Genomic DNA, 23,273 nt, shown 5'->3' on the forward strand with positions numbered 1-23,273 from the left:
TTGTTTGGGGATTAGAGGTCGGTTTCGGTTTTCAGGGGTCGCGTCATCAGCGCGGACACAGCTTGCCGAATGGTGATCGTGCCGTCCAGTATCGCCGACACCGCAGCGATGATCGGCGCGTCGATGTGGCGCTCGGTGGCGATGCGGGCGGCGATCGCCGCCGTCGGCACGCCTTCGGCGAGTGGCAGTCCCGACAAGGGCTTACCTTGCCCCAGCGCCAGCCCATAGGCGAAATTGCGCGACTGGGCGGAAGAGCAGGTGAGCAAAAGGTCGCCGAGGCCGGAAAGCCCCATCAGCGTCTCCGGCTTGGCGCCGAAGGACGCGCCGATGCGGCGCAGTTCGACGAAGCCGCGCGTCACCATGGCGGCCTGCGCGCTGGCGCCGAGCCCGGCGCCGGTGACGGCGCCAGCGGCAATGGCGAAGACATTCTTCAAAGCGCCGCCAATCTCGACGCCGATCAAATCGTCGCTGGAATAGCAGCGCAGATTCTGCGCCGAAAAGCGCGCGGCAAGCTCGGCCGCCAAGGCGTCGTCGCGTGCAGCAACCACGACAGCGGTCGGCAGACCCCTGGCGACGTCGGCGGCAAAGCTCGGACCGGACAGGGCCGAAACCGGAGTTTCGGGCAGAATCTCACCAACGATCGCCGACAGCAGCGCGCCGGTGTCGCGCTCGATACCCTTGGCGCAGAGAACCAGCGGGATGCCTTTCGGCATATGGGGCTTTGCCGTCGTCAGCATGGCGCGCAGCGCCTGTGCCGGTGCCACGGCCAGCGCGCAATCGGCATCAGTCAGGGCAGTGCCGATATCGCTGGTCGCCGCAATGCCTGTTTCAATGGCGATGCCGGGGAGATAACGCGGGTTCTCGCCGCGGCGGATCGCGGAAACCGTCTCTTCGTCGCGGGCGTAGAGCCGCACATCGTGACCGGAGCGCAGCATCGCCAGCGCCAGCGCCGTGCCCCAGGCGCCGCCGCCAAGCACGGCGACGCGCCAGCCGGTCTTGTCCCTGCCGCTTGTCTTGCTGGCGCTCATGCTTTCGCTCCACGCCGGCCGGAGCCGACCATCGGCGCCGAAATGCTGTCCAGCGGCCAGCGCGAACGCGGCACGAAATCGAAGCCGTTCTCTTGCGACAGGCCTGCCCGCAACCGCTCGATCCCGGCCCAGGCGATCATCGCCGCATTGTCGGTGCACAGTTTGAGCGGCGGCGCGACAAAGGCGAAGCCGGCCTCGGCGCACTGCTTCTGCAGCGTCGCCTTGATCGCTCTGTTGGCGGCGACGCCACCGGCAACGACCAGCGCCGGCTTGGCCTTGTCCGGAAATTCGTCACGGAAGCGGGCAAGCGCGCGGGCCACGCGGTCGCCCAGCGCATCGGCTACTGCCGCCTGGAACGAGGCGCAGATGTCGGCGACATCCTGCTCACTCAGCGGCTGGATGGCGGTCGCCGCCTGGCGCACCGCAGTCTTGAGGCCGGAGAAGGAGAAATCGGGCTGCGCCGAGCCCTTCATCGGCCGCGGAAGGGCAAAGCGCGCCGCATCGCCCGACATTGCCGCCTTTTCGACGTTCGGGCCGCCGGGATAGGGCAGGCCGAGCATTTTGGCCGTCTTGTCGAAAGCTTCGCCGAGCGCGTCGTCGATGGTCGTCGCCCAGCGCTGGTAGTCGCCAACGCCGCGCACGGCGACGATCTGGGTGTGGCCGCCGGAAACCAGCAGCAGCAAATAGGGAAAGTCGAGCCCGTTGGTCAGCCTTGCGGTCAGTGCGTGGCCTTCGAGATGGTTGATGGCGATCAGCGGCTTGCCGGCGGCCGCTGCAATCGCCTTGGCCGTCATCAGGCCGACGATCAGCCCGCCGACCAGGCCGGGGCCAGCAGTGGCGGCAATGGCGTCGATGTCGGCCAGGGCTACGCCCGAATCCGCAAGAGCGGCCTCGACAATGCCGTCCAGCGCCTCGACATGGGCACGCGCGGCGATCTCCGGCACGACGCCGCCGAAGGCGGCGTGCTCCTCGATCTGGCTGAGCACGATGTTGGACGCAATCACCGGCACGGAATCGCCGTCCAGCGTCACCACGCTGGCGGCGGTCTCGTCGCAACTCGTCTCAATGCCCAGAACGCGGATCAATTCGTCGCTGTCTCCAGAGATTGTGTCGCCGGACTTTCCTAGTTAGTAGAGGCGGGCCTCGTTAGGGAGAGCGCCGGAAACGCAAAGCCAGCCGGGGGTTATCACGGACCGCGCGCCATGCAAACTTTGAAAATAGGAACACGCGGCAGCCCGCTGGCGCTCGCCCAGGCGCATGAGACGCAGGCGCGGCTGATGGAAGCGCATGGCATGCCGGCGGAAGCCTTCGAGGTCGTCGTCATTTCGACCAGCGGCGACCGCATCCAGGACCGGCCGCTGTCGGAAGCCGGCGGCAAGGGGCTGTTCACCAAGGAAATCGAAGAGGCGCTGCTGGCCGGCACGATCGATATCGCCGTGCATTCCTCCAAGGACATGCCGACAGTGCTGCCGGTCGGGCTGGAGCTGTCCGCCTTCCTGCCGCGCGAGGATGCGCGGGACGCCTTCATCGGCAAGGTGGTGAAGCGCATTGTTGATTTGCCGCAAGGCGCCAAGGTCGGGTCGTCTTCGCTCAGGCGCCAGGCGCTGATCCGGCGCATGCGGCCGGACCTAGACGTGGTCATGTTCCGCGGCAATGTGCAGACCAGGCTGCGCAAGCTGGAGGAAGGCGTCGCCGAAGGCACGATCCTCGCTTATGCCGGGCTGAAGCGGCTCGGGCTCGGCCATGTCGTCACCGACCTGATGCCGCTCGATGCTTTTCCGCCGGCGCCGGGACAAGGCGCAATCGGCATCGAAACCCGCATCGGCGACAGCGAGGTCGAAAAGATGCTGGTGGCCATCCATGATGTGCCGACAGGCCAGGCGCTGGCCTGTGAGCGCGCCTTCCTGGCGGCGCTCGACGGCTCCTGCCGCACGCCGATCGCCGGCTATGCGACGATCTCGGGCGGCAGGCTGGTTTTCGCCGGGCTGATCATTTCGCCCGATGGCACGCAATCGCATGAGGTCAAGGCCGAAGGCTTGGCGCTGGATGCCGCTGACATCGGCACGGACGCGGCCAGGATGGTGCGGGTCAAAGCGGGCGAAACCTTCTTCGACGGCTGGGTCTGATATGCGTGTCCTGGTGACGCGGCCGCAACCCGGGGCGTCGCGAACCATGCGGCGGCTGCAGGAATTGGGATTTGAGCCGCTCCTTCTGCCGCTGACCGAAACGGTGACACTGCCGGTTGGCGCCGATGCTGCGAGCGACAATGCCGTGGCCGTCGCTGTGACCAGCGCCAATGCCGTGCGGCATGCGCCGAAAGAACTCATTCGTGCGCTCGCCGCCTTGCCTTGCCATGCCGTCGGACGCAGGACGGCTGAAGCGGCACGTTGGGCAGGGTTCTTGTCGGTCAGCGAAGGGGCGGGCGACGCCGAGCGGCTGGCCGAGGCGATTGCTGCCGGCCTTTCCGGCAAGGCGGTCGTCTATCTCACAGGGCGCGTGCGGTTTCCGGCCTTCGAGGCGCCGCTGCGAAAGGCCGGCGTCGAGGTCCGCACCGTCGAAACCTACGACACGATTTCGCTCGATTATTCCGATGATGAAATCCGTGCACGCCTGTCCCATCAGGCGGTCGACGCGATGCTGCTCTATTCAGCCAAGGCGGCGGCAGCGTTGCAGGCCTTGACCGACCGGGCGGGGCTGCGCGATCTCTTTGAAAACATGCAGGTTTTTGCGCTCTCCGAGCGCGTGGCAGCGGCGTTTGACAATGCCGCCGGCAAAAAAATACGCATGGCGCGGGAACCGCAGGAGGAGGCGCTGCTTGAGCTGTTGCACCGCGGCGACTGAGCCCCGTGTCATCACGCCGCCCCTTTTCACCTGATGATGATGTGCTAGACCATTTTTCAAACCATCACGCGCCGTCGGGCGCCCAGACGAAGCAGGATTGCGGAGCCCAGGCATGGTCAAGACGCCGAAGATGCGACATTCGAAAAGCCACCGCGAGCCGGTGACCATCGAACTCGAACCCGGCGCTGTCTCGCGCATTGCCGATGCGGATGCCGCCAAGACGGATGTCGCGAACTCGGACGACGTCGAGGCCCCGGCAGGGTCGGTTGCGGCTGAGGATGCGGCTGCCATGGCCAATGCGCAGCCGGAGACGCCTGACGAGCCCGTTCATGCCGATCAAGCCGATCTCGAGCCGTGGGAGCACTCCGACGCCGCGGCGCAGGCCGCTCCCGAAAGCGCCGATGCGAAGGCGTCCACCCAGGCGGAGCAGCCTTACCCCACCGCTTCGGATGCGCCACCGCGCGCCAGAACCTCCGACTACAGTTTCGAGGATGCCTCGCCCAAGCCGGGTGCACCCAAGGAAACCCCAAGGACAGCCGGGAACCAGCCCATGGCCGCGCAACCGAAGCGCACGAACGGCATTGCCGCCGGCATCATCGGCGGTGTCATCGCGCTGGCTGCCGCCGGGGGGCTGCAGTTTGCCGGCGTGCTTGGCGCTCCGGGCTCAGGGGCGGGCACGGTCTCGCTCGACGGCGTCAATGGCGAGATCGCTTCGCTGAAGCGCGAAATCGCCGACCTCAGGGAAGCCAGCGGCAATGGCGCCGCAACGGCCAAGGTCGACGGGCTGTCTTCGGCGCTGGATCAGGTCAAGGCCGATGTCGCATCGCTGAAATCGGCGGTCGAAAAGGGCGGCGCCGGCGACAATGCCGGGCTTGCAGCGCTTGGCGACAAGGTCAAGCAGATAGAGACGGCGGTCGCCGCCCTTGGCCAGGCCGGTGGTGCAGCGCCCGTCGATCTCGCGCCGCTCAATGAAAGACTGGCGGGCCTCGACGCACTGGTGAAATCGGCCGGTGAGGCAGCCAAGACGCAGGAAGGCAAGATCGCCGCGCTGGAGCAGTCGGTGACGCAGCTCGCCGGCAAGGTCGATGCGCAGGCCTCGCAGCCAAAGATCGCGATGGCCATCGCCGCTTCGGCCTTGAAGGCGGCGCTTGACCGCGGCGCGCCGTTCGCCGCCGAGTTGGAGACCTTCGCGGCGATCTCGCCCGATGCACCGCAGATTGCAGCGCTGCGCCCCTACGCTGAAAAGGGCGTCCCGACCCGCACCGAGATCGCCGGCGAGGCCGACGCCGCGGCCAATGCGATGGTCGCGGCGGCGACGCCGGTCGATGAAAATGCCGGCTTCTTCCAGAACCTTTTGTCGAGCGCCGAATCGCTGGTCAAGGTCCGGCCGATCGGCGCCGTCGAAGGCGCCGGCGCGCCGGAAACCGTGGCGCGCATCGAAGTGGCGGTCAATCAGGGCGACTACGCCAAGGCGCTCAGCGAATACGCAACGCTGCCGGATGCGGTCAAGGCTGCCGGCGCCGACTTTGCCGGCAAACTGAAGGCGCGCATCGACGTCGAGACGCAGGTCGACGCGCTGATTGCAGGTGCGATGAAGGCATGAGGACGACACGATGATCCGCATTCTCATCTTTCTCGCCGCCGTCTTCGCCCTCGGTCTGGGCTTTGCCTGGCTGGCCGATCGTCCCGGCGAGATGGTCGTTACCTTCAACGGTTACCAATACCAGGTCAGCCTGATGGTGGCGGCGGTGGCGATCGTTGCCGTCGTCGCAGCGGTGATGATCGTCTGGTGGCTGATCAAGTCGCTGTGGAACAGCCCATACACGATCTCGCGCTATTTCCGCGTGCGCCGCCGCGACCGCGGCTACCAGGCGCTGTCGACCGGCATGATCGCAGCCGGCGCCGGCGACGGCGCGCTGGCCCGCAAGAAGTCCAAGGAAGCCGCCAAACTGATCCGCTCCGACCAGGAGCCGCTGATCCAGCTGCTCGAAGCGCAAGCCTCGCTGCTCGAAGGCGACCATGAGGGCGCGCGCGAAAAATTCGAGGCCATGCTCGACGACCCCGAAATGCGGCTGCTTGGCCTGCGCGGGCTCTATCTCGAAGCCGAACGGCTCGGCGACCGCAACGCGGCGCGTCACTATGCCGGCCGCGCCGCTTCCGTCGCGCCGCAACTGGCTTGGGCCGCCGAATCGACGCTGGAGGATCTGACCGGACGCGGCGACTGGGACGGCGCGCTGAAGCTGGTGGAGGCGCAGAAGTCGACCAGGCAGATCGAACGCGACGCCGCCAATCGCCGCCGCGCTGTGCTGTTGACCGCCAAGGCGCAGGCGCTGACCGACAGCGACCCCAATGCAGCCAAGGCAGCCGCTCTCGAGGCCAACAAGCTCGCGCCCGATTTCGCGCCGGCCGCGGTTGCAGCCGCCAATCTTCTGTTCAAACAGAACGATGTGCGCAAAGGCTCGAAGATCCTTGAGGCAGCCTGGAAGGCGGAGCCGCATCCCGAGATCGCCGAGCTCTACACCCATGCAAGGCCGGGAGATGCCGTGGTCGATCGTCTCAACCGGGCGAAGAAGCTGCAGGAGCTGAAGCGCAACAATGCCGAATCGTCGATGACGGTGGCGCGCGCCGCGCTCGATGCGCAGGATTTTTCCACCGCCCGCCGGGAGGCGGAAGCGGCGATCCGCATGGATCGCCGGGAAGGCGCTTACCTGCTGCTGGCCGATATCGAGGAGGCAGAGACCGGCGACCAGGGCAAGATCAGGCAATTGCTGTCCAAGGCGGTCAGGGCGCCGCGCGATCCGGCCTGGGTCGCCGACGGCGTCGTCTCCGAACGCTGGGCGCCGGTATCGCCGGTCAGCGGCAAGCTCGACGCTTTCGCCTGGCGCGCACCGATGGAGCGGCTGGGCCAGCTCATCGACAGCCATGAAGACGAAGCCGATGTGCCGGTGCTTGCGGCACCCGCCAAGCCGGCAAAGGAAGCCGAAGTGATCGATCATCCCGCCGTTGCCAAGACGATCAGCGAGGCGCCGACCGAGCCGAAGCCCGCTGTGGGCGATGACCAGGTCACGCCGGTCACCGCCGCCGCTTTCGCCGCAATACCAAACGACGCCGAACCCGTCGAACCTGCCGAGGAACTGGCGCGGCTGCCCGACGACCCCGGCGTCGACCCCGATGACGAAGCGGAGAAGTCACCGCGCCGCTTCCGCCTGTTTTGATCCCTGAAGCATGATCCCAAAAAGTGGATACCGGTTTTTGGAAAAGATCATGCTCCAATAATGTGAAGTGAGCACCATGTTCGAACGCGTCCTGGCCTTTCTGAAAGACCTGCCCTCCGGGGCTGGGGCTCGCGCCAATGCGGACGATCCGCGCGTTGCGGCGTCGGCTTTGCTCTATCATGTGATGAATGCCGACGGCGTGCGCCAGGATGTCGAGTGGGAGCGGTTCAAGCAGGTGCTGGCGCAGAGCTATTCGATCAGCGGCGACGAGCTCGATGCACTGGCTGCCGCCGGCGAGCGCGCCGACAATGAGGCGATCGACCTCTATGCCTTCACCAGCGTCTTGAAGCGCCATCTCGACGCCGAGGCGCGCAAGGCTTTCATCGGCCTGATGTGGGAAATCGTCTATGCCGACGGCGAACTGCATGAACTGGAGGACAACACCGTCTGGCGCGTTGCCGAACTGATCGGCGTCGAGCGCCAGGATCGCGTCGAGGCGCGCCGCAAGGCGGCGGCCGCCGCGCCCGGCGCCAGCGGAACGTCGAGCGACGAATAGGATTCCGCCTTTCCATGCCGTCCAGACCGAGCTCGAAACCAAAAATCCTGATCGTGCTGCATCAGGAGACTTCGAGCCCCGGCCGGGTTGGCCACATGCTGCTCGAGGAAGGTTTCGACCTCGACATCCGCCGGCCGCCTCTCGGCGACAGCCTGCCGGAGACGCTGGAGGGACACGCCGGCGCCGTGGTATTCGGCGGGCCGATGAGCGCCAATGACGAAGATGAGTTCGTCCGCCGCGAGACCAACTGGCTCAATGTTCCGCTAAAGGAGAACCGGCCCTTCCTCGGCATCTGCCTTGGCGCGCAGATGCTGGCCAATCATCTCGGCGGCAAGGTCGAGGGGCATGGCGAGGGGCTGGTCGAGATCGGCTGGTATCCGCTGAAGCCGACCGAGGCCGGCAAGAAACTGCTGCCTTGGCCCGACATGGTCTACCAGTTTCACCGCGAAGGCTTTTCGCTGCCCAGGGATGCGACGCTGCTGGCGACGGCGGAAACCTACCCCAACCAGGCTTTTCGCTATGGCGACAATGCCTGGGGCATCCAGTTCCATGGCGAACTGACCCGGTTGATGATGCAGCGCTGGGTGGTGCGCGGCGCGCACCGTTTCGAATTGCCCGGCGCGCAGCCCGGCCGCGACCATCTCGGCGGCCCGCTGATCTGGGATATGCACCTCAAGCGCTGGCTGAGCGAATTTTTGAGCCTGATCTTCGGCAAGCCTACTGAGGGATAGAGCAAAATCCAACTACTCTGAACGGCCGAGCTTGCCAAAGACGACTTACCTCTGGGAGGCGTGTACGATGGATCCGGGACCTTAGCCCGTTCCCGCAGATTTGGATTGCGCCCCAAACACTCCGATGGATCGAAAAACTCCGTGGCGCATTTAAGCTTCGGCTAATAACGGCCCCAGGAGAGAACCAATGAAGAAGACGCTGCTCATTTTAAGCCTACTCATTCCGCTCGCGGCATGCTCCCGCACCGAACAAGGCGCTGCCGTCGGTGGTTTGGGTGGCGCAGCTGTAGGCGCAGCAGTGGCCGGCGACCCGGTAAAAGGGGCGGTTGTTGGCGGGGCGGTCGGAGCGCTGGCCGGGGCGGTCATCGGGCACGCCAGCGAAGCCGGCCAGTGCAGATATCGCGGTCGGAACGGTCGAGTTTACGTTGCTCAGTGCCCGGACGGCTACTGATCTCAAAGGCGCGTGATCTCTTTCGATCACGCGCCTGCTCGGGGTAGGATAACTGAATGGCATATAACAGCAAAAGACTGCTGGCTTTCTGGTTAGCCGTTGTCAGCGCTGTCGCGATAAACGCCGAACTTTCGACCGCGGCCTTGGCCGCACCTGTAGAAGCGAAGACGATTGCCGATCACTTCTCATCGGTAAAGTCCATGTCCGGGGACTTTGTCCAGTCGGGCCCAAGAGCGGAAAGGACCAAAGGGAAATTTTTCCTCCAGCGGCCGGGCAAGATCCGGTTCAACTATGCAGGCCAATCAGGGTCAGCGTAATTGCAGATGGAAAATCCTTGGTGGTCTATAACAAGAAGCTCAAGACATCGCGGCTTTATGCTCTCTCGAAGACGCCGCTCAAGCTGCTCCTCGACAATCAGGTCAACTTTTCCGGCAATCGCCTCAAAAGTATCAGGGACGATGGCGCCCAGGTGATCATCAGGCTGGCCGACAAGTCGGCCTTCGGCAATTCGAATGTCACTATGGTGTTTGACAGGGAATCGCTCGATCTACGCAGATGGACCCTGACTGACGAGAGGGGCCTTACCTCGACAGTCACCATATCTAACGTGAAGCAGGGCGTTCGCGCTCCTGCGGGCACCTTCACTATCGACTATGCTGCAAACCGTGAATTCAACACCAAAACGAAATAGTCGGCAGCGCCACGAACTGCCCGTGTAACACTACTCGGCGGCCGTCTCGGACGGCACCTCTGCCGGTGCCGAAGAATCGGCCTCGGCATGCGGCTTGCGCCGTGAGAACAGTGACCTGAGCGTGACGTAAAACACCGGCGTCAGGAACAGGCCGACGAAAGTGACGCCCAGCATGCCGGAGAACACCGCGGTGCCGAGCGACTGGCGCATTTCCGCGCCCGGGCCCGTCGCGATCATCAGCGGCACGACGCCGAGGATGAACGAGAAGGCGGTCATCAGGATCGGCCGCAGCCTGAGCCGGCAGGCTTCGACGGCAGCCTCGGCCGCCGACAGGCCGCGTTCCTGGGCCTGCCGCGCGAACTCGACGATCAGGATCGCGTTCTTGGCGGCAAGCCCGATCAGCACGATGAGGCCGATCTGCACGAGGATGTTGTTGTCCAGCCCTCGGAACGACACGCCGAGCAACGCTGCGAGCACGCCGAGCGGCACCACCAGCACGATGGCGAACGGCAGCACCCAGCTTTCATATTGCGCCGCCAGCGCCAGGAACACGAACAGCACCGACAGTCCGAAGATATAGACAGCGGCATTGCCGGTGTTGCGCTCCTGATAGGCGAGTTCGGTCCATTCGTAGGAGGTACCGGCCGGCAACGTCTGTGCCGTGATCGCTTCCATCTTGGCAAGCGCATCGCCGGTGGAAACACCGGGCGCGGCGTTGCCCTGCAGCGGCACGGAGACGTACATGTTGTAGCGCTGGACCAGCGCCGGGCCGGTGACGTCGCGGATCTCGATCAACGTGCCCAGCGGAACCAGCGCGCCGGTCGCCGAGCGCACCTTCAGTTTCAAGATGTCGGCGCGATCGAGGCGGAACGCCTGGTCGGCCTGCGCGCGCACCTGGTAGACGCGCCCGAAAGCGTTGAAGTCGTTGACGTAGGCGGTGCCCAGATTGATCGACAGCGTCTCGAAGATGTTGGGGATCGGCACGTTCAGGATGCGCGCCTTGTCGCGATCGATCGCCAGGAAGAATTGCGGGCTGGACGCGGAGAAGGTGGTGAACACGCCGGTCAGCCCCGCCGTCTTGTTGGCCTTGCCGGCAATTTCATAGGCAAGCGCCAGGATCTGCCGCATGTCGGCGCTGTTGCGCTCCTGGATCTGCAGCTTGAAGCCGCCGGCATTGCCGACGCCGCGGATCGGCGGCGGCGGCAGTGCGATAATGAAGGCTTCCTTGATGCTTTGCAGGCTGCCGAACAAATTGCCGATGACCTGGGTCGCGGACTGGCCGGCTTCCAGTCGCTCGTCAAACGGCTTGAACCTGGCGAAGATCACGCCCGCGTTGCTGGCATTGGTAAAGGTGGCACCGGAGAAGCCGGCGAAGGCGACCGCGTAGTCGACGCCCGGCGTTTTCTGGATGATCTGCGACGCCTGCTGGATGACGGCATCGGTCCGCGATAGCGAGGCGCCGTCCGGCAACTGGACGACGACGATCGCATACCCCTGGTCGAGCGACGGAATGAAACCGCGCGGCACCGTCTGAACCATATAGACCGTGGCGTAGATGAGGGCCGCGAAAACGGCCAGCGTGGCGGCCATCGCTATCCGCGAGCCGACCAGCACGCGCACGATGCTCGAATACCAATGGGCGACCTTGTCGAAGCCGCCATTGAAGCCGTCGGCGAGCGCCCGTCCGAACCGCGCCAGGAAAAAGCGCGGCGGCGCCGCAGCAGTGTGGTGCGGCTTGAACAGCAGCGCGGCCAAGGCCGGCGAGAGCGTCAGCGAATTGAATGCCGAGATCGCCGTCGACACCGCGATGGTGATCGCAAACTGCAGGTAGAACTGCCCGGAAATGCCGGGAATGAAGGCTGTCGGCACGAACACCGCTATCAGCACCAGCGAGATCGCGATGACCGCCGTTCCGACTTCGTCCATGGTCAGATGCGACGCCGGATTGGGCGCCAACCCCCTGGCGATATTTCGCTCGACGTTCTCGACCACGACGATCGCATCGTCGACGACGATGCCGATGGCCAGAACGAGGCCGAACAGCGTCAGCATGTTGAGGGAGAAGCCGGCGGCGTAAAGCACCGCCAGCGTGCCGATCAGCGACACCGGGATGGCCACGATCGGCACGATCGCCATGCGCCACGATTGCAGGAAGACGATGATGACGATGATGACCAGCACCATCGCCTCGAGGATCGTCTTGTAGACCTCCTGGATCGACTCGGCGACGAACTCGGTCGGATTGTAGACGATGTCGTAGCTCAATCCCTTCGGGAAGTCCTGGGAAAGCTCCTTCATCTTGTCCTGGATCTCCGCGGCTGCGGCGAGCGCATTGGTGCCTGGCCGCTGGAAGATGGCGAGCGCCACCGCCGGTTTGCCGTTGAGATAGGAGTTGGTGACGTAATCCTTGGCGCCGAGCTCGATGCGCGCCACGTCCTGCAGCTGGATCAGGCGGCCGTCTTCGGCCGATTTGACGATCACGTATCGGAAGTCGCGTGCGTCGTTGAAGCGGCCTTGCGTGGTGACCGTGTACTGGAACGCCGTGCCGGTATTGGTCGGCGGCGCGCCGATGGAGCCGCCCGACACCTGGACGTTCTGGTCGCGCAGCGCCTGCACCACATCGCCCGAGGTCATCCCCAGGGCGGACAGTTTTTCCGGATCGAGCCAGATGCGCAGCGAATATTCGCGTTCGCCAAAGATGATGAGGTCGCCGACGCCGTCCAACCTGAGCAGTATGTCGCGCACCCGCGAGCGGGCGTAGTTCGAGACGTAGAGCTGGTCGTAGGTATTGTCGGGCGACAGCATGTGCACGACCATCATCAGGTCGGGCGAGCTCTTGATGGTGGTGATGCCGAGGCGGCGGACTTCTTCGGGCAGGCGCGGCTCGGCGACCGACACGCGGTTCTGTACCAGCACCTGCGCCTGGTCGAGATCGGTGCCTAGCTTGAAGGTGATGGTCAGCGCCATCGCCCCGTCGCCGGACGAATAGGACGACATGTAAAGCATGCCCTCGACGCCGTTGATCTCCTGCTCGATCGGCGTTGCCACCGTCGCTGCGACCGTCTCGGCGTCGGCGCCCGGGTACTGGGCGCGAACGACGATGGTCGGCGGCGCGATCTCGGGATATTGCGCGATCGGCAGCTGGGTATAAGCAATCCCGCCGAGGATCAGGAGGACGATCGAAACCACCGATGCGAAGATCGGACGGTCGACGAAGAAATGGGCGAACCTCATTGCTGCAACCCGGCGGTCTCGACCTTGGGCGGCAACGTCACCATCTCGACTTTCACCTTGGTGCCGGGCCTGGCGTGCATCAGCCCGTTGACGATGATCGTCTCGTCGCCGGTCAGGCCCGCGCGGATCACCCGGTAGCCGTCGAGAAGCGGGCCGGTGCGCACGGGCTTCGCCGACACCATCCCGGCCTCATCCACCAGGTACACGATGCGGCGATCCTGATCGGCGCCGACCGCCTCGTCGGGCACCAGGACGCCGCTATGCGGCAGCGACCCCGGCACGTTGATGCGCCCGAACATGCCTGGCTGGAGAACGCCGTCGGCGTTGGCAAACCTTGCACGCACCCGCATGGTGCCGGTCGCGTTGTCGATCCGGTTCTCGGCAAAATCGAGCTTGCCCTTGAATACCGCCTCCGCGCGGTCGGCGACGCGAACCACCACCTCGAGCCCGCCGGCGCCTTCCTGCATGCTGCCGCCGCGCTCCTTCGCATCGCGGGCGTAGCTGAAATACAGGCGCTCATCGACGTCGAAATAGAAGTCGATCGGATCGCGTGTGACGATAGTCGTCAGCAAGGTGGAATCCGGCTGCACGAGGTTGCCGACCGACACCAGCCGGCGGTCGATGCGGCCGGACAAGGGCGCCTTGATCTCGGTGAACTCCAGGTTCAGGTTGGCCGTCGTCAGCGCAGCCGTCGCGCCTTGCATCTGCGCCTGCGCCGAAAGGTATTCCCGCCGACGGTCGTCGACCGTCGCGGCCGAGATATTGCCGGTCTTGGCGAGTTCATCGGCGCGATCCAGCTGCATCTTGGAGAATTCGAGCAGGGACTTGGCGACGTCTACTTGCGACTTGGCGGCATCGTAGGCCGCCTGGTACGGACGCTGGTCGATGGTGAAGAGCAGGTCGCCCTTGTTGACCAGTGCGCCGTCCTGGAAGCTGATCTTGTCCAGATAGCCGCTGACGCGCGAACGGATGGCGACCTCGTCGACGGCTTCGAAGCGCCCGACGAACTCGTCGTCTTCGACGATTTCACGCACCACCGGCTTGGCCGCCGTCACCACCGGCAGTTGCTGGTCCTGCGCAAACGCGTTGCTGCTGAAAGCCATGCCGAGCAGGAATGCCACTGGGACGGCGGAGCGGGCCAGCCAGCCGACCGATCGGCTGGGTCGCCCGCTTGCGTCGCGATGCGATTGCCGATTCCCTGAAGTGTCCATTTGCGTCCCCGCTAGCTGGACCCGGAGGTCGGGTGGTTCTCTTCTATATTTAAGGTTTCTCGTCGAGACCAGAGCACTGCAGTATTGTGCATGGCAACATAATCATTTTCCATATGGACTGAAATGTCCACCCTGTGGCTGCCCCGCCATCTGGCTAGTTCGCCCAGAACCGGCCCATCCGCTTCCGGCCCATCTCAGCCGTCATCGGCGCAAGCTGATTTGGACCGAGCGCCGGATCCTGCGGCTTACTCGATCAGTTGCGGCTGTTGAGATGCCGCACCCTTCGCAGTTGCGGAAACAGCACCGCCCACAGTCCGGCGACGGCAATCGCACCGACGCCGCCGATCACCACCGCCGGCACGGTGCCGATCAGCGCCGCCATGGTGCCGGCGCGGAACTCGCCGACTTCGTTGGAGGCGCCGACGAAGACCTGGTTGACGGCGTTGACGCGGCCGCGCACCTCGTCGGGTGTCCACAGCTGGATCAGCGTCTCCCTGATATAGACGCTGAACATGTCGGTGGCGCCGAGGCCGGCAAGGGCCAGGATCGACAGCCAGGTGATGGTCGAGACGCCGAACAGCACGGTGAAGGCGCCGAACCCGGCGACGAAGCCGAGCATGATCTTGCCGGCACTGTCGCGCAGCGGATGCCCGGCAAGCCAGACCGCGACACAGATGGCGCCGATGCCGGGCGCCGAGCGCAGCAGGCCGAGGCCCCACGGGCCGAGTTCCAGAATATCGCGGGCATAGACCGGCAGCAGCGCCGAGGCACCGGACAGAAGCACGGCGAAGAGGTCGAGCGAGATGGCGCCCAGGACGATCTTCTCGCTCCAGATGTATCGGAAGCCGGCAAACAGCGTCTCCATCGTCGGCTTGTCGGTGGCGCTCTGCTGGGCCGGTTTCGGAATGGTGAAGATCAGCAGACCGGCCACCAGCATCAGCACGGAGGCAACGGCGTAAGCGGCTTCGGCCGAGACGCCATAGAGCAGGCCGCCGGCGACCGGGCCGACAATGGTCGCCGTTTGCCAGGCGGACGAGTTCCAGGCGATCGCATTGCCGAAATCTTCCGGCGGAACAAGGTTGGCGAACAGCGACGACGAGGCCGGCCCATAAAAAGCGCGCGCCAGGCCGAACATAGCCAGCACGATGAAGATCGGCAGCGGGCTGACGAGACCGCGCAGCGTGAAGTACAACAGGACAAGCGCACAACCTGCCTCGACTACCGTCGCCAGCGCCATGATCAGGCGGCGGCCGAAACGGTCGGCGACAACGCCGGTGACCAGCACCAGCAGCAGCGACGGCAGGAACTGGACGATGCCGACAATGCCGAGATCGAAGGGATCGCGCGTCAGATCATAGATCTGCCAGCCGACGGCGACGGACACGATCATGGTGGCGAAGGTGGTCAGGAAACGCGCCGCCCAATAGCTCAGGAAGGAGCGATGGCGGAAGGCGGCGTAACGCCGGTCAGGCGGTGTATGGGAATGGGATGTCATGGATACAGGCCCCGTTGCTTGCATTGGCCGGCGGGGCACTTCCCGGAAATGGGCGCTGTTCCGGCCAATGAAACTTATCAAAGTTCGGGGCGCGTATGCGTGAAAATCGGGCCCGGATCAAGCGGTTTTCAAGCCGCTCGCCCGATTGCACGCGGACGTTACTGCCTCAGCGCGGCGGAAATGGCGTCGAGGCCGCCCTGTAATTCCGCCTCTTTCGGCCAGCCGAAACCGACGCGGAAGAAGCGCTTGGGCATATCGAACCAGTGGCCGGGACCGACATAGGTGCCGTGGTTTTCCAAGAGATTGACGTAGAAACGGTCGAGGTCGAAGTCTGGACTGACAACGAGCCTTGGAAATCCGACGACGCCGCCTTGTGGCCGCACCCAGTCGACCAGCGGCTCGCGGTCGATCCAGGCTTGCACGATGTCGCGGCGTTTCGCCATCTCGGGCAGCAGCGCGGCCAGGAAAGCGTCGCGGCGCCCCAGCATGCCGCGCGCAATGCCTTCGTCGATGACGCTGCCGCAAATGCCGATCTGCTCCTTGGCGGCGAGGAAGCGCTCCTGCAGTTCGGCATCGCTGGTGATCAGCCAGCCAATGCGGATGCCGGGAATGCCGAAGGCTTTCGACAGCGACGAGACGCTGATCGCTTTGGGGCTGAGAGAAGCCGCCGCCGGCAGGCGCTGTCCATAGGAGAGGTCGCGATAGGTCTCGTCGACCAGCAGATGGCAGCCGCTCGCTTCGGCCAGCGCAATCAGCGCGTCGAGATCGGCCCGGCCCATCATCGTGCCGGTCGGGTTGTGCGGGCAGGTGACGCTGATCAGCTTGGTGTTCGGTTGCATGCTGGCGGCGACGCGGCCGAAATCGATGGCAAAGCCTGCGTCGAAATCGAGATCGACATAGGAGATGGCGCAGCCGATCGCCTTGGGGGTCTCGATGTTGGTGGCGTAGTTCGGCCGGACCACGACAAGGTGGTCGCGCTCCGACAGAAGCGAGGTCGAAATGATGAAGAGCGCGCCCGCCGCACCGGCGGTCACAAGAACATCGTCAGGCGAAATGCCGGAATCCTGCGCCGCGATCAGCGCCCGCAACTCCTTGTCGCCGCGATGCTCGCCGTAGAACAGCGTGAGATCCGGCAGCGACAGGCCGACGTCGGAGAGTTTCTGATCGGCGATCGAGCTTTCGGAGAGATTGAACCGAATGCGATCGTAGCCGTATTCCTCCGGCGCCTCTTTCTCGATCACCATTCTGGCGTAGTTCATGGCTGCTCCCCCAAAGTCCTGACACTCAGAGGTACAAGCCATAAAAGCACGAAGCCTGCCAAGGCTCATTCGCCGGCAGGCTTCTGTTCCAGTCGTCCAAACGATTGGCTCAGGGCCGAGGCGCTGATCCCACTCAGGCCGGAACTTTGGCCTTCCGACCCTTGGCTTTCGCCGGCGCGGCCACTGCAGCCTTGCGGCCGAGGCCGATCGACTTGGCCAGCTCGGAGCGCGACGCCGCGTAGTTGGGGGCAACCATCGGATAGTCGGCCGGCAGGCCCCATTTGGTACGATAGGCTTCCGGCGTCAGGTTGAAATGGACGCCGAGATGGCGCTTCAGCGATTTGAATTTTTTGCCGTCCTCGAGGCAGATGATGTAATCCGGCGTCACCGACCGCTTGGGATTGACGGCCGGGATCTGCGGCGCCGCCACTGGGGCCGGCGGCTGGCTGAGCCCGCCGATCGACGCCGCAACGCTGGCGATGAGATCGCTCAGGCCGGCAACGGGCAAGCGGTTCTTCTCGACGTAAGCGGACACGATATGGGCGGTAAGCTCGAGCAGGTCGATGTCCTTGTCAGAGTCGTTGCTGTCGTCGGCCAATTTATCTCTCCGTCGCTAGGGGGTGGCGGAAACTCCCAGAGCGGTCCCAGCGGAGCCGGAAATCCGCTCTAGTCATTTGTCTTGCCGCATATGTGCGGTTGCGCCAGATGATTCCATCCGGTGCCACCGATCTAATCGCCAAATCTGCGTAACGCAATGACTTCGTATCGCGCCACACGTCATTTTGAACAACTATACTGAATTTTAATACTATCAGACGATCAGCGCCTTGTCGCGCCATAGTCGAAAACCGCCCTCGAAGGCGCGCGTATTGTCGCCACGCCTGGATGTGGCGGGCAATTCATCCAGTCTGTCGACATTGCCGCCGCCGATGACGACATAATCCGGCTGCAGCGCCGCACGCAGCCGCCCGACGACGTCGAAAACGTATTTGCGCCATTTCTTCTTGCCGTATTTCTCCAGGCCGCGCTCGCCGACATAATCTTCGAAACTGCCGCCCTTGCGGTACGGCAGATGCGCCAGCTCCATCGGCTGGCCGACATTGTTGAGGATCATCGCCGCGCCCAGGCCGGTGCCGAGGCCGAGGAACAGCATGCGCCCGCCATCGTAGCTGCCGATCGCCTGCAGCAGCGCGTCGTTGACGACCTTGACCGGCTTGCCGAAGGCGGCGGCAAAATCGTAGCCGTCCCAGCCCTTGCCGAGATTGGCGGGATCGAGCGAAGGCCTGTTGTGCCTGACCGGGCCGGGATAGCCCATCGAGATCACGTCATAGGGCAGCCCTTCGGCCAGCGTCTTCACCGTGGCGACCATCTGCTGCGGCGTCAGATCCGGTCCGGAATCGGCCCGGCGCATCTCGCCGCCTGCGCTGGTGAGGATTTTTACGTGCGAGCCGCCGACATCGATCGTCAGCACGATCGGTTCCGCCTTGGCCTTCGCGGGCCTGGCTGCCTTGGCCATGTCGTTTCCTCCGCTCACTTGGCGCGTTCCCCGTTTCAGGGAAACGGGGGAATGCTCCAAGTCTTTGTTTTTACGCAATTCCGGACGGAAAGACCGCTCGCACTTTCCTGGAATTGCTCAACTCGGATTGATCCAGCCGTTGGGCGGCCCGAAGCTGGCCATGGCGTCGGCCGGCCCCCAGGTCTTCGGCTCATACATATGCGGCGGCGTGGTGTCGCCGAGCACCGGGCCGACAATGCGCCAGGCAAGCTCGCTGGCATCCTGGCGGGTGAACAATTGGCCATTGCCGTTCATGGCATCGCCGATCAGCCGCTCATAGGGCGGCATGTCGCCCTTCGAATCGTCGAGCGCGGTGAGCTCGACCTGCTCGCCGACCATGTCGTCGCCGGGCGCCTTGCGCTGCGCGCCGATCGAGATCGCCACCTGCGGGTCGATGCGGAAGCGCACGTAATTGGCGTCGCTGGGCTTGATCGGATCGAAGACGTCGAGCGGCGGCCGCTTCAGCCGCACGATCACTTCGGTCACATGCACCGGCATGTTCTTGCCGGTGCGGATGAAGAAGGGCACGTCCTGCCAGCGCCAGGTGTCGACCATGAAGCGCACCGCGGCAAAGGTTTCGACCGGCGAGTTCGGCTTCACGCCGGGTTCAGCGAGGTAGCCGGTGAACTGGCCGCGCACGACGTCGTCCTTGGTCAGCGTGCGGATGGCGCGCAGCACCTGCACCTTCTCGTCGATCAGATCGTCGGCCGAGCGGCCGACCGGCGGTTCCATGGCGAGCAGCAAAAGGATGTTGAGCAGATGGTTCTCGATCACGTCGCGGATAGCGCCGACATCGTCATAGAATTTGCCACGGCCTTCAACGCCGAAGTCCTCGGCCATGGTGATCTGTACGCTTTCGACGAAGTTGCGGTTCCAGATCGGCTCGAGAAAGGAATTGGCAAAGCGGAAATAGAGCAGGTTCTGGATCGCCTCCTTGCCGAGATAGTGGTCGATGCGGAAGATCGACTGCTCTTCGAACACCAGATGCAGCACGCGGTTCAGCCAGCGCGCCGATTGGAGATCGTGGCCGAACGGCTTTTCCACCATCAGCCGCGCGCCATGCGCGGTACCGGATTGCTCCAGCCCCTGGACGACGGTCTCGAACATGGTCGGCGGCACCGCCATATAGTGAAGCGGCCGCTGCGCCGAGCCGAGCGCCGTCTTCAGCTTCTCGAAGGTCGCGCCGTCGCGGTAGTCGCCGCTGACATAGCGCAGCAGACTGGCGAATTTGGCGAAGATCTTTTCGTCGATCTTGCCGAGAGCGTTGACGATGCCGTCGCGGGCCCTCGCCTGCAATTGGTTGATGTCCCAGGCATCGAAGGCGACGCCGATCACCGGCTCGGTCAGCGTCCCCTTGGCTACCATCTGGTAGAGGGCCGGAAATATCTTCTTGTGGGCAAGGTCGCCGGTTGCTCCGAAGAGCACCAGCGTGTCGGACCGTTCCGGGCTCATCTTGCGAGTCTCCCCTGCGGCCTTCACTTGCCGGCCTTCGGCTTTTCGACATGGCCGCCAAAGGCATAGCGCATGGCCGACAGCAGCTTGTCGGCGAATTCGGATTCGCCCTGCGAGGAGAAGCGGTCGAACAAAGCCGAGGACAGAACCGGCGCCGGCACGCCGGTGTCGATCGCCGCCTTCAGCGTCCAGCGGCCTTCACCGGAATCGGAGACGCGGCCGCCGAACTGGGCCAATGCCGGGTCGCTCTTCAGAGCGCCGGCGGTGAGGTCGAGCAGCCAGGAGCCGATCACACTGCCATGGCGCCAGACCTCGGCCACCTGCGGCAGGTCGATGTCGAACTGATAGTATTGCGGGTTTTCCAAAGGGCTGGTCTCGGCGTCGGCAGTGCGCTGTCTTTTGCCGGCATTGGCCGATTTCAGGATGTTCATGCCTTCGGCGTAGGCGGCCATGACGCCATATTCGATGCCGTTGTGGATCATCTTGACGAAATGGCCGGCGCCGCTCGGTCCGCAATGCAGGTAGCCAAAGGGTGCGGTCCCGCCCGCCTTGTCGGGCGTGGCGCCGGCATCGGCGCCGGGCGCCAGCGTGGCGAAGATCGGATCGAGGTGTTTGACCGCCGTATCGGGGCCGCCGATCATCAGGCAGTAGCCGCGCTCCAAGCCCCAGACGCCGCCGCTGGTGCCGACATCGACATAGTGCAGGCCCTTGGCCGCTAGTTCGACCGCCTGGTCGACGGCGTCGTGATAGTAGGAATTGCCGCCGTCGATGATGATGTCGCCGGGCTCCATAAGTGCCGCCACCTGGTCGGCGATCTTGCCGGTGATCGCCGCCGGCAGCATCAGCCAGGCGCTGCGCGGCTTGGAAAGCTTGCCGACGAACTCCTCCATCGATGCGGCGCCGATGGCGCCATCGTCAACCAGGCCGGCAACGCTTGCCGGGTTGATGTCGTAGACGACGCATTCATGGCCGTCGCGCATCAGGCGGCGCACCATGTTGGCGCCCATCCTGCCCAGTCCCATCATTCCGATCTGCATGGTGTTGTCCTAGTCGCTTGAGGAAAGAAAATTGTGGGCGAGTTAGTTCTCAATGCCGACGGTGAAGTCGACATTCTCCCAACGGTCGCCGTCGGGCCAGAAAAAAGTGAAGACGATCGTATTACCTCGCGGAATATCGGCCACCGGCAGATCCGCCAGATGGACGCCAAAGACATTCACGGACGTGTTGATTTCATGGCTGGTCTGCCACTGGTCGCCGCTCCAGCGGATCAGTGCCGGCTGCAGCAGTTCAACCCGCAGCGTCTTGCCGGCTTCCATGGTGCGCAGCCTGTTGTTGAAGCGCCATATCCTCAGCGGCGAGCCGGTCTTGTCCCTGACATAGCGCTTGACGCCTTGCGGCGGCATGTCGAAGACGGCGCCGTCGCGGAGCGAGCGCAACAGCTTGATGTGTTCCGAATGCGCCCAGACCAGCGGCATGGCGCTGCCCGACGGCTTGCCCAGCCACAATTCGCGCTCCGGTATGTCGGCGCCGTCCCAGACCTGTTCCGGCAGCAGACCGCCCACGCCAGCCGAAGCCTCGAATGTCCTGAGCAGGCTTGCCGCCTTGTCCTTGTTACCGGCGGCCAGCTCGTAGTGGGCGCGTTCGCCGGCCAGCAACGGCCAGGGCCGGCCCTGGCCGTTGCCGTCGAAGGGGGCGCCGTCGGCGTGTTCGCCATAACCGTCGCTGGTGTAGCGATACCAGAGAGGCCCCTGCGGCAGGTCGCAGCGCAGTTGCGCGTCTATGATCTTGACCGTGCCGACGATGCGCGGATCGTCCGCGGCCCTGAGGCCGAAGCGGACCAGCGCCAGCGCGTCCGGGCTGACAATCGCTTCGGCCGGCTTGTCGGTATCGCCCGGCGGACGGTTCTTGATCGGTACGAAGCCGTCCTTCGGCGATGCGGCGCCTGAACCGTCGGCCGGCGCGATGCGGATGTAGTAGCCGTCGACGCCAGCCTCGTGGCACTCCGGTGTGCCGCTGACATAGGTCCAGCGCTCGATCTGGTCGTTCCAGCAATCCGCGACCTCGCGCAAATAGTTAGCCGGCTCCGGTTTGCCGTCTACGTCGAACAGATCGGCGGCGCCAAGCAGTGCCGATATTTCGACGGCGAGCGTGAATGGGCTGTAGCCGGCATCCTCTTCCCAGCGGTCCTGCCCGGTGACGGGACCATTGCGCACGACATAGGACACGGCCTTCTCGACCATCGGCATGAAGGCGGCGAGCTTGGCGCGCGGCAGGTGGCCGGCGCGGTGCAGCGCATCGGCAAGCAGCAGCGGGAAGGCGCATTCGTCCATCTGGATGCCCGGCCAATAGAGTGAGCCGTCGAGCCACACATTTTGTGGCCAGTGGCCGTCCGGCTGCTGGATGGAACAGAGATAGGCGAGGATCTCAAGCGCCTGCGCCGGATCGCCGGCGGCGAGGAAGCCGCCCGCGGTTTCCACAAGGTCGCGCGGCCAGACCAGATGATAGCCGCCAAGGTCGTCGTCGCCCTTGCTGAACCCCCAGGGGATCGACAGGCTGGCGACGGCCGCACCGGGCCTCGCCAGCGACAGGTGTGTCGCCAGCACCGCTGTGCTGACGCGGTAGGTGTTGAGGCCGGATGCATCATGGTGGTCGAGCGCCGTCAGGCCTGCCTGCCATTTCCGCCATTTCGCGACATAGGCCTTTGCCGCCGGCTCAAAACCGCGTTTCAGGCTGGCGGCGGCGTTTTCGGCCGCTTCATCCGGCGTTGCCCCAAACCCAAGCGCAAGCAAGGCTTTGCTGTTGCGTAAGGAAAAGCCGATCTCGCCGGTCAGCGCGACATTGCCGTCCTCCGCCCTTTGGCAGGCCGGATCGAGCCGGCCGGCGCGGCTGAGTTGCTGCCAGCCGTCGGAAAAGCCTGCATAGCCGGCCGAGCAATCACCCCAGGGCAGCGAGGATGCAAGCGCCAGGCAGGTGCCGCGCCCGGACGCGAACAGCATCGGCCTCCCCTTGTGCTCGTCGGTCCAGGCGGTGTTGCCCATGCCGGCACTGACCAGATGCGGCGCCAGCAGGGCGTAGACGCGGTAGTCCGTGGCCACGCCCTCGAGTGCCGTGAAGCTGGTTTCCTGCAGCAAGGCCGGGCGCGCCGGATCCGCCAGGATGCGCTTTTCGATCTGGTAACGCGCCGTCGCGTTGATCAGCCGGTAGGCGGGCACGCCGTCCTCGAACGGCTCGATGGCATGCGTGGCGTCACGCTTCTCCTCGGAGAACCAGCCGCCGGGACCGGTGACCAGCAGTCCCATGTCGCGCGTGCAGGCGCTGTCGAGGCCGGGATAATAGACCTCGTTTACGATGCCATGGCTGAGCGTGAACCAGACGCGGCTCGCCGGCGAAAGCGCGGCACCTACGCCGCTCTTGGCGCTTGACGTCCAGCGCGCCGGAATTCCGGGGGCGCCCATTCTTTTGGGTGCACTGGGGGGAAGGGTCGGCGGCATCGCTGCCATGCATGGTCTCCTGGACCCTTCCCTAGACCAGCACGCGAAGGCTTTTCAACCGCC

Annotated in this window: 18 protein-coding genes and 1 pseudogene; 8 read left to right on the forward strand and 11 right to left on the reverse strand. The window is 64.7% G+C overall.

Annotated features, from left to right (window positions below; all coding sequences use genetic code 11):
* Nucleotides 1-11: 11 nt before the first annotated feature.
* Together NKL04_RS26420 and tsaD are read right to left on the reverse strand one after the other, a co-directional pair.
* Nucleotides 12-1,028: an NAD(P)H-dependent glycerol-3-phosphate dehydrogenase gene (locus NKL04_RS26420; protein ID WP_023702383.1), complete on the reverse strand. Its 1,017-nt coding sequence runs from the start codon at nt 1,026-1,028 to the stop codon at nt 12-14.
* Entirely contained in the window at nt 1,025-2,110 is a 1,086-nt protein-coding gene (gene tsaD, locus NKL04_RS26425) for a tRNA (adenosine(37)-N6)-threonylcarbamoyltransferase complex transferase subunit TsaD (protein ID WP_198029330.1), read from the reverse strand. The genes NKL04_RS26420 and tsaD overlap by 4 nt, the downstream gene beginning before the upstream one ends.
* A gap of 120 nt (nt 2,111-2,230) precedes the next feature.
* On the opposite strand from tsaD, the gene hemC reads away from it, so the two are divergent.
* The 8 genes and pseudogenes from hemC (at nt 2,231) to NKL04_RS26465 (ending at nt 9,513) form a co-directional block, all read left to right on the forward strand.
* Complete coding sequence (gene hemC, locus NKL04_RS26430) at nt 2,231-3,154, forward strand: hydroxymethylbilane synthase (RefSeq protein ID WP_023702385.1); 924 nt, start codon at nt 2,231-2,233, stop codon at nt 3,152-3,154.
* A gap of 1 nt (nt 3,155) precedes the next feature.
* Nucleotides 3,156-3,869, forward strand: a complete 714-nt coding sequence (locus NKL04_RS26435; RefSeq protein WP_352724607.1) for a uroporphyrinogen-III synthase — start codon at nt 3,156-3,158, stop codon at nt 3,867-3,869.
* 112 nt (nt 3,870-3,981) lie between these two features.
* Nucleotides 3,982-5,472, forward strand: a complete 1,491-nt coding sequence (locus tag NKL04_RS26440) for a COG4223 family protein (RefSeq protein WP_023702387.1) — start codon at nt 3,982-3,984, stop codon at nt 5,470-5,472.
* A 10-nt stretch (nt 5,473-5,482) separates the two neighbouring features.
* On the forward strand, nt 5,483-7,084 hold the full coding sequence (locus tag NKL04_RS26445) for a heme biosynthesis protein HemY (protein WP_023702388.1): 1,602 nt from the start codon (nt 5,483-5,485) through the stop codon (nt 7,082-7,084).
* Nucleotides 7,085-7,160: 76 nt separating this feature from the next.
* The gene (locus tag NKL04_RS26450) at nt 7,161-7,640 is read left to right on the forward strand and encodes a tellurite resistance TerB family protein (protein WP_023702389.1); all 480 of its coding nucleotides are present in this window, start codon (nt 7,161-7,163) and stop codon (nt 7,638-7,640) included.
* A 14-nt stretch (nt 7,641-7,654) separates the two neighbouring features.
* Nucleotides 7,655-8,371 (forward strand): glutamine amidotransferase, encoded by a 717-nt coding sequence (locus tag NKL04_RS26455; RefSeq protein WP_352724609.1) that lies wholly within the window; start codon nt 7,655-7,657, stop codon nt 8,369-8,371.
* Between the two features lie 187 nt (nt 8,372-8,558).
* The gene (locus tag NKL04_RS26460; RefSeq protein WP_023670477.1) at nt 8,559-8,822 is read left to right on the forward strand and encodes a YMGG-like glycine zipper-containing protein; all 264 of its coding nucleotides are present in this window, start codon (nt 8,559-8,561) and stop codon (nt 8,820-8,822) included.
* 56 nt (nt 8,823-8,878) lie between these two features.
* Nucleotides 8,879-9,513, forward strand: a pseudogene (locus NKL04_RS26465) (LolA family protein).
* Nucleotides 9,514-9,543: 30 nt separating this feature from the next.
* On the opposite strand, the gene NKL04_RS26470 reads toward NKL04_RS26465, so the two are convergent.
* The 9 genes from NKL04_RS26470 to NKL04_RS26510 all read right to left on the reverse strand — a co-directional run bounded on the left by NKL04_RS26470 (nt 9,544) and on the right by NKL04_RS26510 (nt 23,219).
* Complete coding sequence (locus tag NKL04_RS26470) at nt 9,544-12,747, reverse strand: efflux RND transporter permease subunit (RefSeq protein ID WP_023702393.1); 3,204 nt, start codon at nt 12,745-12,747, stop codon at nt 9,544-9,546.
* Nucleotides 12,744-13,850: an efflux RND transporter periplasmic adaptor subunit gene (locus tag NKL04_RS26475; protein ID WP_023687741.1), complete on the reverse strand. Its 1,107-nt coding sequence runs from the start codon at nt 13,848-13,850 to the stop codon at nt 12,744-12,746. Before NKL04_RS26475 ends, NKL04_RS26470 begins: the two co-directional genes overlap by 4 nt.
* A 361-nt stretch (nt 13,851-14,211) precedes the next feature.
* Entirely contained in the window at nt 14,212-15,453 is a 1,242-nt protein-coding gene (locus NKL04_RS26480; RefSeq protein WP_023670472.1) for an MFS transporter, read from the reverse strand.
* 158 nt (nt 15,454-15,611) lie between these two features.
* Nucleotides 15,612-16,712: a pyridoxal phosphate-dependent aminotransferase gene (locus tag NKL04_RS26485; protein WP_031209701.1), complete on the reverse strand. Its 1,101-nt coding sequence runs from the start codon at nt 16,710-16,712 to the stop codon at nt 15,612-15,614.
* A 133-nt stretch (nt 16,713-16,845) separates the two neighbouring features.
* A complete protein-coding gene (locus NKL04_RS26490; protein WP_023687743.1) occupies nt 16,846-17,310 on the reverse strand; it encodes a Ros/MucR family transcriptional regulator in 465 nt (154 codons plus the stop codon).
* Between the two features lie 213 nt (nt 17,311-17,523).
* Nucleotides 17,524-18,228, reverse strand: coding sequence for an ROK family protein (locus NKL04_RS26495; protein WP_023715876.1), 705 nt, complete (start codon nt 18,226-18,228; stop codon nt 17,524-17,526).
* A gap of 117 nt (nt 18,229-18,345) precedes the next feature.
* Nucleotides 18,346-19,719 carry a glucose-6-phosphate dehydrogenase gene (gene zwf / locus NKL04_RS26500; RefSeq protein WP_023687745.1) on the reverse strand — a complete coding sequence of 458 codons (1,374 nt, stop codon included), beginning with the start codon at nt 19,717-19,719 and terminating at the stop codon, nt 18,346-18,348.
* Nucleotides 19,720-19,742: 23 nt separating this feature from the next.
* Nucleotides 19,743-20,756, reverse strand: a complete 1,014-nt coding sequence (gnd, locus tag NKL04_RS26505) for a phosphogluconate dehydrogenase (NAD(+)-dependent, decarboxylating) (protein ID WP_023702398.1) — start codon at nt 20,754-20,756, stop codon at nt 19,743-19,745.
* Nucleotides 20,757-20,798: 42 nt separating this feature from the next.
* Complete coding sequence (locus tag NKL04_RS26510; RefSeq protein WP_031209702.1) at nt 20,799-23,219, reverse strand: glucan 1,4-alpha-glucosidase; 2,421 nt, start codon at nt 23,217-23,219, stop codon at nt 20,799-20,801.
* Nucleotides 23,220-23,273: the final 54 nt, after the last annotated feature.

The sequence above is a fragment of the Mesorhizobium sp. C264A genome (assembly GCF_040324515.1).
Classification (GTDB): domain Bacteria; phylum Pseudomonadota; class Alphaproteobacteria; order Rhizobiales; family Rhizobiaceae; genus Mesorhizobium.